The following is a 13520-nucleotide window of genomic DNA, read 5'->3' on the forward strand; positions in this document are numbered from 1 at the left end:
TGGTCTAGTTACTATTTCCTCGGAAATGATTATGTAGTTGTCGGATTGAGGTGCTCATCTTAATCGCTGTGGGTAATGAAGGATAAAATGGCATGTTTAACAGGAAGGTGAGGGGGATAAATAGACTTCTTTTTGGGATATCTGGTCTTCCCATCGGTAATGGTCAGAAATTTAACTATGCATCCGGGATAACCTATTTGAAAAGTTTTGGTCTTGATGCAATGGAACTTCTTTTTGTCAGGTCTGTCAATGTATCGGATAAGAACAAAGATGCTATATTGGAAAACAAACTCAAAAATGACTTTTATTTATCGGCTCATGGGTCCTATTATATAAATTTAAATGCAGATGAGTGGAAGAAACAAGAGGAGTCAATGCAAAGAATCATAAATGCGGCAGAGGCTCTAGCCAAAGTCCAAGGGCGAAGTCTTATTTTCCACCCAGGGTTTTATCTGAAGGATTCTAAAGAGATGACGTATGATACGATACGACAAAATTTATCCAGATTGCCATATAAAGGAATTGATTATCGATTAGAGACTACTGGAAAAGGAACGCAATTCGGAACACTTGAAGAATTAGTATCTTTGTGTAAAGAAGTCAGTTCGTGCAAACTATGTGTTGATTTTGCTCACATACATGCGAGAAACAACGGCAGCTTAAAGGGGTATGATGATTTTGCCAAACTACTTCAATATATAGCAGATGAATTAGGGCAGGTTGCTTTAAATGATCTTCATATTCATATGGGCGGAATTCAGTACAGCGAAAAAGGTGAGAGGAATCACCTTCCCTTAGCGGAAAGTGACTTCAACTTTAAAGCCTGCTTACAAGCACTAAAAGATTTCAATGTGAAAGGCTGCGTTATATGTGAAGGTCCAAGAGTTGAATATGATGCTTTATTATTGAAAAAGACATACGAAACATTATAAGATCTAAGTAGAATTACAGAGATGGTTTTCCATTGGAAATGCAAATCCTGCAAAGCAAATTAGCCTTGCAGGATTTGTATTTTAGTAGTAATGGAATAAAATGGAAATATAATTAATTTTTTCTAGGATCACAAACGTTTATCATCGTATTTGTGGCTTCTAAATGATGTTGAGGTTCTTTGATAAACATTGTAAGAATAAAACCAATTACCGGCAGTAAAATTAGTATATCGAAGACTAAAGCAATTCCCCAATGGTCTGCAGCCCATCCTAAACCTAAAACCCCCATAGTTCCTAATCCTACGCTAAATCCAAGGGTAAAGCCTGATGCCAGCCCTATATTTTTTGGCATCATTCTTTGAGTCAATACTAAACTACTGGTCGCAGTTGCTGATAACAAAATACTTACAAAAGCCAAAATGATAAAAATCCATATTCCGCTAGCCGATAAAAACCAATACATTAATAAAGCAATGGGCAGAATAGAATACAGCATAACCAACTTGCTACCGTACTTGTCGCTCAGTATTCCTCCAAACATAGTTCCCACTGCGCCGGCCGCTAAATATACAGTAAGAAGAGAACTGGCGTAAATCTCACTTCCTCCTAAATGGGAAACATAGTATAACGGTACAAAGGTACTAATCCCAGATGTAACAGTGGCGCGGGTTAGAATCATACCCAGCAAAGCCAATAGCGGCCAGTTAACACATTCTTTAAGTGTTCCCAAGCTTCCTTTCCCTTTGACTTTTGGACATGGTATTTTATTAATCTCATAAAATAAAGCAACACCAATAATAATGCTGGGAAAGGTATAAATCAGAATTCGAGGGCTTTGACCTCCTAAAAGCAGCACCGCTAGAAGCATAGATCCCAATGCAACACCTGCATAGCCTCCCAAGGAAAAGAGGCTAACTGCTTTACCTTTTTCTTGCCCACCAATAAAATTGACTGTTTTCGCAGCTTCAGGATGAAATGCTGAATTTCCCAAACCACTAATCGCCGTACATGTCATCACTAAATAATAACTAGGAACTAATAAAGAGGCAGCCATAAATATCCCTGTAATCATACAGCCTACGGGCATTAGCCAAAGACGGTGCTTTTGATCACTTATATATCCAAACAACGGCTGGCTGACCGAAGATGCTAAATTTTGCGTCAATACAATAGCGCTCACCTGTGCGTAAGATAAAGCAAATTTGGCTTTTAAAAAGGGGAGTGCTACATAAAGCGCTCCTGGCGATAAATCTGCAACTAAATGCCCAAGTGCAATAAGCCAAATGGTTCTGGGAACATTTTTAAATAGATTAGGCAATTATATCACTCCACTATTACCTGAAAAATTTGAAAGCCAGCTAAATATTTATAGGTCACTACTTAGCAAATAGTAGCGTTAACTTTCAATCTTATACATATTTTCCAGATTAATAAAGAATTCCTGCAGGGTTCCAAATAAAAATATGGTAGCCTTAATATACGGCGTCTAAAACCAAAAGACAAGGGAATAATGGAAGCTGTAATTCGTAGAAGAATAGGATTCTTTCTCTGGACCTCGGTAGTATTTTCTCAAATTTTTTATTGCCTTTTGGAAACTAAAATACTATAATAGTTTATGGGTAGGGAGATTTATGGCAAATTTTTATGATATTCAAATTCAGCAATAAATAAGTAGGTGATCATTATGGATGATATAAAAAATAATATCCTTGATAAGGCCAAAGATAGATTGGATCGTTTTGGCTTTAAGAAAACGACAATGGACGAAATCAGCAGAGATTGTAAAATTTCTAAAAAAACGATTTATGAGCATTTTAAAGATAAAGAGGATCTGTTTACTTGTTTAATAACAAGGGAATGTCATAAAACCGTAGAAATCTTGTTTTCCCAAGTGTGTGAAATAGCCGACCCATTAGAGCGATTAATTCACCTCATTAAAAGTGCAATATCATACTTCAATGAAGATACCTTTGTAACCAGGATACTAAAGAATGATGATGCTTTGTTTTCAGCCTTTCTGAGCCGAAAATATCATACACTGATTGATCAAGAAATTATCTCTCGTATTGCTGCTATTGTTAATGAAGGAAAACAACAAGGGCTTTTTCGGGAAGTGGATGAAAAGGTGGTAGCATATGCCGGTTTTAAGCTGTTCCAATCTTTTAGTTATATGCAAACGGGCCAATATCTCACAGATCAAGATAAACAAGAATATTATACAGATGTATTAATTGATTTTATTGTTCATGCGCTTGTGAAGAAATAGCAGCCTTATGTTTCATTCATGATTAGGTCAATCATGTTATGTTTTACCCTGAATAAACCATAACACTAAAATAGTTTATAAGTGATAATATAATAGGGAGGTAATCCAGGTGAAGAAAAGCATCATTAACACCATTGCAATTTTAAGTATGACATCGTTACTAATATCTGGTTGTTCCAAGACAGTCACAACGACAGAGGACATACCTCTGGTCCGTTCTGAAGCAGTAAAAATAAACAGTTCTGGCCAAAGTGCAAACTATTCTGGTGAAGTTCGCGGCCGCTATGAAACCCAGCTTGCTTTCCAAGTAAGTGGGAAAATTATAAAAAGAAATGTTGATCTTGGCAGCAGCGTCAGCCCTGGAGATGTGTTGATGGAAATTGATGCTAAGGATATTCAGCAAAATGTCAACATTTCTTCTGCCCAAGTTTCTTCTGCCCAGTCTCAATTGCAATTAGCTGCAACAAATCTGGAGCGCTATCGTACTCTCTTTGAGCAGGGGGCTATCAGTCGTGCCCAATTGGATCAATATCAAAATAATTATGAGGTTGCTCAGGCTTCTGTTCGCCAATCTGCCGCTCAATATACCCAGGGCAGCAACCAGCTAGGTTACAGCACATTAGTTGCCGATAGTGGTGGTGTTGTTTCTAGTATCAGCGCGGAAGCAGGACAAATAGTAAGTTCGGGTCAGGCGGTACTTACTCTGGTTAAGGATGGGGAGCGGGAAGTTGAAATTAGTGTTCCTGAAAATCGAGTGGATGAGCTGCGTAAGGCTGGGCAAATTCAGGTTGCCTTCTGGGCTTTGCCGAATGTGACAGCCCAAGGAAATATTAGAGAGATTTCACCAATTGCCGATAAGGTATCTCGAACTTATAAAGTACGCATTAGTTTAGTCAATCCTCCTGCTGACATCAATTTAGGAATGACAGCCAATGTTATGGTTGCCCAACCCGGTGGTCAACCGGTCACCTATATTCCTCTTTCGGCCATTTACCAGACTGGGGACATTCCACATGTATGGGTCATTGTCAATGATGCGGTAACCTTGCGTCCTATTAAAGTAGGAGTATTTGGAGATAATAAGGTTCAAGTTTTGGAAGGACTCCAAGATGGAGATGTTATTGTTACTGCAGGGGTGCAAAAGCTGCATGAAGGAGAGAAGGTGCGCATATGAAGAACCTGAATTTAACCCAGTGGGCACTGAATCACAAGCAATTAGTTTATTTCTTGGTAGTGGTGACATTTATCATGGGAATCTTTTCTTATCAGCAATTGGGAAGAATGGAAGATCCTGATTTTGTTATTCGTCAAATGATTGTTTCCGTATCCTGGCCAGGAGCCAGCGCTTTTCAGGTAGAAGAACAGGTTACTGACAAAATTGAAAAAAAACTGCAGGATGTACCGGGTATTTACTATTTAAGAAGCTATTCTCAACCGGGAAAAGCTGTTATTTATGTTACATTAAAAGATACAGTAAATGAAAAAGACGTCCGCCCTACTTGGCTGGAAGTGCGCAATATGGTAAACGACATGAAAAGCACACTTCCTCAGGGGATTGTGGGTCCTTCTTTCAATGACCGTTTTGACGATGTATTCGGCTGCATTTATGCCATTACCTCTGATGGGTACAGCTATGAAGAAATGCGAGAAAAAGCGGAACAAGTGCGCAGAACGCTGCTTGGGGTCAAAAATGTTAAGAAGGCAGATTTAATTGGAGTACAAACGGAAAAAATCTATATTGAGATGGAAAATAGCAAATTGGCGCAACTTGGCGTCGATCCAAATTTAATTATTAATGCCGTGAAAACACAAAGTCCTATGGCAGCCTCCGGTATGGTAGAAACCGCAACGGATAATGTATATTTACGGGTTAGCGGGATATTTGAAAATATAGATAATCTTAAGAACCTGCCGATTCGTGCCAATGATCGTACTTTCCGTTTGGAAGATGTAGCAAAGATTCAGCGCAGTTATACTGAACCAATGGAACCAAGGATGTATTATAATGGCCAGCCGGCAATCGGTATTGCCCTTGCCATGGATAAAGGCGGCAACGTACTTACTTTAGGAGAGGATCTGGAGAAAACCATAATACAAATTAAGCAGGATTTGCCTCTTGGTCTGGAGATTCATCAGGTTTCCAATCAGCCGGAGGTTGTTAAAGAATCGATTGGCGAATTTACCAAATCTCTTAAAGAAGCGATTATTATTGTGCTGATTGTTAGTTTTTTAAGCCTTGGTATTCGGGCTGGGATTGTTGTGGCTCTGTGCATTCCCTTAGTAATTGCCGGCATCTTTGCATGTATGCAAGCCTTTGGTATTGATTTGCACAAAGTCTCTTTAGGGGCGCTGATCATTGCTCTTGGCCTCTTAGTCGATGATGCCATTATTGCGGTAGAGATGATGACGGTAAAGCTAGAGCAGGGCTGGAGTAAATTCGATGCTGCTTGCTATGCCTATACGGCTACTGCTTTTCCGATGCTTACGGGAACGTTAATCACTTGTGCTGGTTTTATTCCTATCGGATTTTCGAAAGGGGCTGCATCAGAATTTACCAGTAGTATTTTTACAGTAGTAACCATTGCGTTGTTAATTTCATGGTTTGTGTCGGTTTTGGTGACCCCTTTGCTGGGATATAAGCTCATTAATCCAAAAGCGAAAGAAGATAAAGCTCATGATCCTTATGATTCGAGATTTTATCGATTCTTTCGCAAGATACTTACTTGGTGTTTGTATCATCGTAAATTGGTGCTGAGTATTACCGTAGCTTGCTTTGTTGGTTCTATTGGTCTGCTTACACTGATAAAACAAGAATTTTTTCCGCCATCTGTACGTCCTGAATTGATTGTAGAGATGACGTTACCGGAAGGCTCTTCATTATTAGCGACTCAGCAGGAAGCCCAAAAGCTTGCCAAGCAGCTTCAGGATGATCCTAACATTAACAATTACAGCTATTACGTGGGGCAAGGAGCACCGCGTTTTGTATTAACTTCTGATCCGAAACTTCCGGCAGCCAATTATGCTCAATTTGTTATTGTTGCCAAGGATTTAGCGGCAAGAGAGGCATTAAATAGCAAAATTAATACTCTTTTTGCAGAGGATTTTGCGAATGTGCGAGGACATGTAAAATTGATTCAAACGGGACCGCCTTCTCCCTATCCTGTGATGTTAAGAGTTAGCGGATATGACCATGAGCAGGTGCGGGCTATTGCTAACCAGGTCAGTGATGTAATGCGCGCAAATTCGAATCTGCATAACATTAATTTTGACTGGAATGAAAAAAATAAAGTTATGCATTTGTCAGTCGATCAGGATAAGGCAAGGCTGCTGGGGATTAACAGCCAAAGCTTAGCCCTTGATTTACAGACGCAGTTATCAGGAGCATCCATTGCGGAGTTTTACGAGCAGGATAAAACTGTCGGTATTGTCTTTCGTATGGATTCTCAAAATCGCAAAGATCTTTCTGCCATTAAAGATCTTCCTATTCACATTGGTAGTGGCAAATTTGTTCCTCTCGATCAAATTGCCAAAATCAGCTATGATGCGGAAGATGGAATGATTTGGCGTCGTGATCTTAAGCCGACCATTACCGTTCAGGCCGATGTAGGACCAGACATAACAGGAAATGATGCAACAAAGAAAGTATATAAAGATCTTGCGGCACTACGTCAAAGCATACCTCCTGGTTATAATATTACAATTGGCGGCTCATTGGAGCGCAGTCAAGAATCCATGGAGTTCTTGCTTAAACCTGTTCCGGTGATGATACTCATCATTATAACGCTGCTGATGATTCAGCTCCAAAAAGTTTCCCTTATGATCCTCGCTGTTCTCACGGCACCTTTAGGCATTATCGGAGTCAGTCTTTCTATGCTGCTCACTATGCGGCCAATGGGGTTTGTCGCTGAGCTTGGTATTCTAGCCCTTAGCGGCATGATCATTCGAAACTCAGTTATCTTAATCGATCAGATCGAACAGCATATCAAAGCGGGTGAAAGCCCCTGGGATGCTATCATTGACTCTGCTATATTAAGATTTCGTCCTATTATGCTTACAGCAGCAGCTGCCATATTAGGCATGATTCCTTTGATCTCTAGTACTTTCTGGGGTCCGATGGCAGTAGCCATTGCCGGCGGATTGCTAGGTGCGACGATTTTAACATTATTAGTATTGCCCACCATGTATGCTGCCTGGTTTAAAGTAAAGCCGAAATCGAATTCTTAAAGGTGGAAAACTCCTGAAAGGCCGCTCTCAAGCCTTGCAGGAGTTTTCTGCTTTTATAATAAAAGAAAAAATGATAATATGGAAGGTAGCAAGGTGTTTGAATTCCAAAAGATAATTACATGGGTAATCCTACCCAAAAGGGGGCTAACATGATACATAGAAAAAGATATTTGTATTTATTCCTAGCTGCTTTATTTATGTTGAATGCAACGCTGGGTATTTGCAGCGCTTCCGAAAGAATTAGTTCGGATTCAATAAAGTTTCAAAGAACGGGTTGGAATTTTGATTCTAAAGGGGCGAATGTTTTTGTTGGAACGTTGAAAAATGTTTCTGGTAAAGATGTTGAATTCATTGGGCTAAGGTGCGGTTTTTATGATGCCAATGGAGCACAGCTTGATCATGGCGTTGTCATACTGCGGGATGTTTTAAAGGACGAATATGCTACATTTGAGTTCTATCCATCTGCTCCAGATGGAACTGTTACAGCGACCATAACAAGTGTAGATGTATATATCAAATAATAAAGCTGACACATTCTTAAAAAATAAAACGATTTGAACCACAAAGACGCAAAGGACACAAAGGGGGATCATCAGCGGCATTGTGCCTTTGTGGTTCATAAAATCTTACGTTTTTTCACCTACAATGCATAAACCCCTGCAAGAACTCAGATGAGAATTTGCAGGGGTTGTTTTTAGTTGTAATCTTAGTGATCAGAGATTCTTTAGCTCTGTCGATTCAGTAATGATTTGATTTACAATACCGTATTCGATTGCTTCTTGTGCGCCAAGCCAGTAATTTCTTTGCGTGTCTTTTTCTATCTTTTCTAAAGGCTGACCAGTGCCATCACTAATTAGCTTGTTGATTCTAGAGCGCATTTTAATAATTTCATCAGCTTCAATTCGAATGTCACTGGCTTGTCCCTGGACTCCTCCAAGGGGCTGATGAATCATATAACGAGTGTTAGGCAGAGAATAACGATTTTCTTTAGCCGCTGCCAGATAAATGGTGATGCCGGCGCTGGCAACCCAGCCAGTACCAATCACGATGACGCGTGGTTTAACAAATTTGATCATATCGTGAATGGTATCGCCAGCCTCAACATGCCCTCCTTGGCTATTGAGAAACAACTTGATTGGCTGATCTCCGGCTTCTTCTAAGATCAATAGTTGTGCCATTACTTTTGCTGCTACCGCTTGTGTAATTTCTCCAGAAATAATGATAGACCGGGTTTTTAAGATTCTTTCTTGCAGTTTTTCTTGATAACTTTCATTTTCATGGTGTTCCATAAATATCATTCCTTCCTTTTGGTGATCTCTATAGCAATCAAAATTGTCGAGAACATATAAAGTTGATCTTCTTTATTCTTGAAAGAAATACCTGCTTTTTGTCTGACTCTATACGAAAAATTATAACGACAATTTCTACAACGACAATCTAAGTCATGGGACATTACAAATTGTGATTTATTAAAAGTAAAGATTATATTTTAAAATTTAATATAAAAAAAAGTAGCAGAAACCTCTTGAATGTAGTAGAATATAACAAATGGATATTTAAATGTAGTTACAGCAGACAAAAAGTAGTGAAATTAACATCGAGAATATATGAAATGAGACTTGGCAATGGCGCCTGGGTTTATTAACTCAAGGTGCTTATTTTTTATATAGAAGATGTAGAAGGAGGAATAAAAAAGGTCAACATGTTAGAAAAACCGTTGCCAAAGAATATTAGGATAAGAAATAGGAGGTATACCAGTGGATAAACAAGAGAAACAAAATAATGCAGCAGATACGAAAGTCTCCATAAAAGGATATATCGCATTAGCAATGGCCCTAATCGTATTTTCAGGAATTTTTGCTGGTGCACAAGGTTGGATTTCAGCATTTGATTTTGACACACTGTGTGGAAAATTCGGAACGATGAAGGATGGAAGTAAAGCAACTTTTGCTGGGATAGGTGGCAATGGTGCCAAAGATGGTTTTTTATTTGCCCTTGGTCTTCTTCCAAGTGTTATGCTAGCTATGGGAATTATTGAAGTTGTAGAGCATCTTGGTGGTCTTAAAGCGGCACAAAAATTACTATCACCAATTCTTCGTCCATTGCTGGGTATCCCCGGTATTACTGGTATTGCATTAGTTTCCAGTCTGCAAAGTACAGATGCTGGAGCGGGAATGACACGGGTATTATATGATACTGGCGAAATTACAGAAAAAGAAAAATTGATTTTTTCGGCCTTTCAATTTACAGCAGGTGGTACAGTAACCAATTATCTAAGTTCAGGTTCCGCTTTATTTTCATTTTTGACGGTACCCATGTCGATACCCTTAGTTGTACTGTTGGTAATGAAAATAGTTGGTGCTAATATTATGCGACTGTATGTAACTAAGTTTTGCAAAGAGGAGCTGAGCTCATGAATGATAAAACAGTAATCGATGTTTTTGTCGATGGTGCAAAAAAAGGCTGGCATGTGGGGATCAATAATATAATCCCAAATGTACTTATGGCTTATGTATGTATTCAAATCTTAAAACTCACAGGGTTATTAGATTTATTAGGGAATGTATTTGCTCCTGTTATGGCTATCTTTGGTTTGCCCGGTCAAGCCATTATGGTACTAATTAGCGCTCTGATGTCAATGGGAGGGGCTGTTGGGGTAGCTCATGCTCTTTATACTAATGGTGTTCTCACAGGTGCTCACATTACGATTCTAATTCCTGCAATTTACCTCATGGGGTCAAAGATTCAATACTTAGGTCGCTTATTAGGCACGGTGGGTGTCAATCCCAAGTATTATCCCATTATGTTAGGAATTTCTATTTGTAATGCTGTAATCTCCATGTTCATTATGCGACTGCTTGCGTAAAATAAATATAGGAAGGTATTACTATGAATGATTTAGCAAAAAGAGTTAAAGAAGTCTGGAGTTTTCTTCATACTATACCTGAGGTTGGTTTTGAAGAATTTAAAACAGCAGCTTATTTGGCCCAGGAGCTTAGAAAAGCAAATTTTGATGTAAAAACAGGAATCGGTGGAACTGGCGTAATTGGAATGTTAGATAGTGGTCATCCAGGACCTACGATTTGCTTACGTGGGGATATGGATGCGTTAGCCCATCATATTAATAATCAAGACTGTGCGATTCATTCTTGTGGTCATGATGCCCATTCGGCTATGGTACTGACTGTGGCTGAATACATAGCGGCTCAGGGTATTAAAAAGGGTAAGGTGAAAATTTTATTCCAGCCAGCAGAAGAAAAGTTATTTGGCGCCCTTCGTACCATTGAAGACGGTGTGATTGATGATGTAGATGTTCTTCTGGGAATCCATTTACGACCCATTCAAGAGGCAAAGCTAAATCAAGCGACTCCAGCATTGTGTCATGGAGCCAGTTATGTAATGGAGGCAGAAATTCAAGGCAAGGCTAGCCATGGGGCTAGACCACATTTAGGGATTAATGCGATTGATGGTGCTGCGGCAGTGGTGAATGCCATTAATGCGATTCACATGAATCCAGTTGTTCCGGCAACTGTTAAAGTTACGAAACTACAAGCGGGAGGGGCCGCGGTAAATGCCATTCCCGACATTGCAAAGATGGCCTTTGATTTACGTGCTCAAGATAATCAGATTATGGAAGAACTACAGAAAAAAGCAATACAAGCAATCGAAGGTGGGGCATCTAGCATAGGAGCTCATGGGGTGGTTCGATTAGTAGGTGGTTGTCCGGCAGCTGTTTATCATGATGATGTTATTATTATAGCAAGAAGAGCCATTGTAGCTGTGCTGGGAGAAGACGGTTTACTTGATCCAATTACCACTCCTGGAGGCGAAGATTTTCATTTTTTTGTCCAGCATAAACCTAGCTTAAAAACAGGTTATATTGGTTTGGGAGCAGATTTAACGCCTGGATTACATAGTCCGGATATGGTCTTTGATCAAGCGGCACTGATTAACGGTGTTCAAATTCTCATTTATATGGTGAATGAGCTAATTGGTATCGGTAAAGAATAAACGTATGACACGAAGTACATCCGTATATGAAGCAGCACCACTCTAGAAAGAGTGGTGCTGCTTAGCGTATTAAAAATTAAAATTGTCTGGATCAGAGCCAACGCGCTGGTTTTGATTTAAAGCATCGATTTGTTCCAGATCTTCTTTGGTCAGCTCGAAATCAAACACATTTGAATTTTCAATGATACGGTGTTCCTTTATTGATTTAGGAATGGTTACGACATCATTCTGCAAGTCCCAGCGTATGATCACCTGAGCTATTGATTTGCCGTATTTGTCAGCAATCCCTTGTAATGTAGGATTATCTAACAGCCTGCCCTGCATCAAGGGAGACCATGCTTCAAACTGGATGCCTTGTTCTTTACAAAAGGCTCGCAGTTCTTTCTGTATGAGGCGGGGATGAAATTCCACTTGATTGATCATTGGTTTGATGGTAGAATCCTGGAATACATCTTTCAAATGATGAACATGGAAATTACTGACTCCGATGGCGCGAACTCGCCCTTCATGATAGATGCGTTCTAAGGCTCTCCATGTATCTTTATATTTTCCTTTTACTGGCCAGTGAATCAGATATAAATCCAGATAATCTAAATCAAGTTTTTTTAGGCTTGTTTGATAGGCTTCTAAGGTGGAGTCGTATCCTTGATCTGCATTCCAGACTTTTGAGGTTACAAACAAGTCTTCTCTAGCAATACCAGTTTCCTGCAAACCCTCTTTAATACCTTGGCCTACGCCTTCCTCGTTTCCGTAAATAGCTGCTGTATCAATACTTCGATAACCATATTTGATGGCAGTCCTTACAGCGTCAACAACTTCAGAACCTTCTTTTACCTTAAAGACTCCTAAACCAAGCCAAGGAATCTTTACTCCATTCGCTAATGTGATTGTATCTTGCAGATTCTTTGCCATAATACGATAACCTCCTATTTTTATTAATACACGTAACATATCTACTAAAGAATACCATTTATATGTTGAGTATATAGTTGATTTTGAATTTCCACAAGTAGGCACTTTTAAGTGACAGATATTTTATCAGTATAAGGCAGTGAATTTCTACAACTTGAGACACAGCCAGGTTGCATCTACAATTTTTTTTCCTTCACAGAAAGCAGTTCCGGTTTGTTTGAGTATTTTATCGGTAATCTTAAGATTCTTCACGATCATGGTAACTGGGATATTGGGTTCAACAAAATCGAAAAAACGAGCAGTTTCGATAGATGCTAAACCCCATAAGGCTTTAGTAAATAGTCCTGTATCATTGACTCCTGCACCGCCGCATTGCACGATGGATTCAATCAGAATGGAATGAGGCACGATTTTTTTGCCAGGGAAATATTCTTGAAAATATAGAAAGGTTGCATCATAGGTTTTCCTTCCTATGATCTCATCTCGATTTGCAGAAATAATTTCGTCAACAAATAAAAATGGATAGCGTTGTGGGAGCAATGTTTCAATAGCCTTCATGCACGAAGCCTCCTAAAAGGATCTGTTATTCTACAGGTAACAGTCCATTGGGGAATTAAAAGGTCAGATTCTCTAGGGAGAGATTCTGACCTTTTTATGATGTGTAAATGTTTCCGATTCTTTAAGTTGATTCTATCAATTTTTTCATTTAAATTCAATGATATTCAGTAAGAAAGATGGTTTTCTGCAGCAAAAGCTAGGAGATTTGAGATCAAGAGAAATTTTCTATTTAGTGTTATAATAGAATACACTAGAATTTTAAGGAGGAAGAAAGATGCTTTATAGGTATATTGATATGAATCCTTTTTTGCTTACTATGGGAATCATGCCTGCTATAGCCGTTTTTCTAGGAATATCTGCTATTGTTTTAAAAAAGAAATATATAGCCATCGTTATTTCATTTCTTTTGCCTTTAGTATTTCTAACGACAAATCGGGAGACTTTTATTGCAAATCTCGATGCCTGGCTTCTTTGGGGAGTACTATATGGAGCAATTACCTATGGAACTGAAAAGTTATTAGCATATGTAAGAAATAAATAAAAGAATAGCGATGTCATTTCTCAAATAGAGAAGGTATAAGTTTTGTTCCCTTTGTGTCCTTTGCGTCTTTGTGGTT

At 39.0% G+C, this 13520-nt stretch carries 13 protein-coding genes; 9 read left to right on the forward strand and 4 right to left on the reverse strand.

Translation table 11 applies throughout. From position 1 onward, the window contains the following. The first annotated feature begins 92 nt into the window (after positions 1 to 92). Positions 93 to 932, forward strand: coding sequence for a TIM barrel protein (locus JBW_RS06440; RefSeq protein ID WP_007956925.1), 840 nt, complete (start codon positions 93 to 95; stop codon positions 930 to 932). A 112-nt stretch (positions 933 to 1044) separates the two neighbouring features. Here JBW_RS06440 and JBW_RS06445 read toward each other — a convergent pair whose 3' ends face one another. After that, positions 1045 to 2250 carry an MFS transporter gene (locus JBW_RS06445; protein ID WP_007956923.1) on the reverse strand — a complete coding sequence of 402 codons (1206 nt, stop codon included), beginning with the start codon at positions 2248 to 2250 and terminating at the stop codon, positions 1045 to 1047. A gap of 366 nt (positions 2251 to 2616) precedes the next feature. Between JBW_RS06445 and JBW_RS06450 the strand changes: the two genes are divergently transcribed. From JBW_RS06450 to JBW_RS06465, 4 genes are all read left to right on the forward strand, one after another. Continuing rightward, complete coding sequence (locus JBW_RS06450) at positions 2617 to 3198, forward strand: TetR/AcrR family transcriptional regulator (RefSeq protein ID WP_007956921.1); 582 nt, start codon at positions 2617 to 2619, stop codon at positions 3196 to 3198. A gap of 109 nt (positions 3199 to 3307) precedes the next feature. After that, positions 3308 to 4372 carry an efflux RND transporter periplasmic adaptor subunit gene (locus JBW_RS06455; RefSeq protein WP_007956918.1) on the forward strand — a complete coding sequence of 355 codons (1065 nt, stop codon included), beginning with the start codon at positions 3308 to 3310 and terminating at the stop codon, positions 4370 to 4372. Further along, positions 4369 to 7422, forward strand: a complete 3054-nt coding sequence (locus JBW_RS06460) for an efflux RND transporter permease subunit (protein ID WP_007956916.1) — start codon at positions 4369 to 4371, stop codon at positions 7420 to 7422. Before JBW_RS06455 ends, JBW_RS06460 begins: the two co-directional genes overlap by 4 nt. 149 nt (positions 7423 to 7571) lie before the next feature. Continuing rightward, positions 7572 to 7943, forward strand: coding sequence for an FxLYD domain-containing protein (locus tag JBW_RS06465; protein WP_007956914.1), 372 nt, complete (start codon positions 7572 to 7574; stop codon positions 7941 to 7943). A 192-nt stretch (positions 7944 to 8135) separates the two neighbouring features. Here JBW_RS06465 and JBW_RS06470 read toward each other — a convergent pair whose 3' ends face one another. Continuing rightward, complete coding sequence (locus JBW_RS06470) at positions 8136 to 8711, reverse strand: ATP-dependent Clp protease proteolytic subunit (RefSeq protein ID WP_007956912.1); 576 nt, start codon at positions 8709 to 8711, stop codon at positions 8136 to 8138. 468 nt (positions 8712 to 9179) lie between these two features. Between JBW_RS06470 and JBW_RS06475 the strand changes: the two genes are divergently transcribed. Genes JBW_RS06475 through JBW_RS06485 form a run of 3 tightly spaced genes read left to right on the forward strand, consistent with a single transcriptional unit; the run spans position 9180 to position 11433 of the window. Next, entirely contained in the window at positions 9180 to 9839 is a 660-nt protein-coding gene (locus JBW_RS06475) for a nucleoside recognition domain-containing protein (protein WP_007956909.1), read from the forward strand. Continuing rightward, entirely contained in the window at positions 9836 to 10288 is a 453-nt protein-coding gene (locus JBW_RS06480) for a YjiG family protein (protein ID WP_007956900.1), read from the forward strand. The genes JBW_RS06475 and JBW_RS06480 overlap by 4 nt, the downstream gene beginning before the upstream one ends. A 23-nt stretch (positions 10289 to 10311) precedes the next feature. Continuing rightward, positions 10312 to 11433: an amidohydrolase gene (locus tag JBW_RS06485; RefSeq protein WP_007956898.1), complete on the forward strand. Its 1122-nt coding sequence runs from the start codon at positions 10312 to 10314 to the stop codon at positions 11431 to 11433. A 69-nt stretch (positions 11434 to 11502) separates the two neighbouring features. Here JBW_RS06485 and JBW_RS06490 read toward each other — a convergent pair whose 3' ends face one another. Together JBW_RS06490 and JBW_RS06495 are read right to left on the reverse strand one after the other, a co-directional pair. Then, positions 11503 to 12345, reverse strand: coding sequence for an aldo/keto reductase (locus tag JBW_RS06490; protein ID WP_007956896.1), 843 nt, complete (start codon positions 12343 to 12345; stop codon positions 11503 to 11505). A gap of 147 nt (positions 12346 to 12492) precedes the next feature. Continuing rightward, complete coding sequence (locus tag JBW_RS06495) at positions 12493 to 12903, reverse strand: 3-hydroxyacyl-ACP dehydratase FabZ family protein (RefSeq protein ID WP_007956894.1); 411 nt, start codon at positions 12901 to 12903, stop codon at positions 12493 to 12495. 274 nt (positions 12904 to 13177) lie between these two features. Here JBW_RS06495 and JBW_RS06500 point away from each other — a divergent pair, with 274 nt between their 5' ends. Next, positions 13178 to 13444 (forward strand): hypothetical protein, encoded by a 267-nt coding sequence (locus JBW_RS06500; protein WP_007956893.1) that lies wholly within the window; start codon positions 13178 to 13180, stop codon positions 13442 to 13444. Positions 13445 to 13520 lie beyond the last annotated feature (76 nt).

Origin of the sequence: Pelosinus fermentans JBW45, assembly GCF_000271665.2 — a bacterium.
GTDB lineage: Bacteria > Bacillota > Negativicutes > DSM-13327 > DSM-13327 > Pelosinus > Pelosinus baikalensis.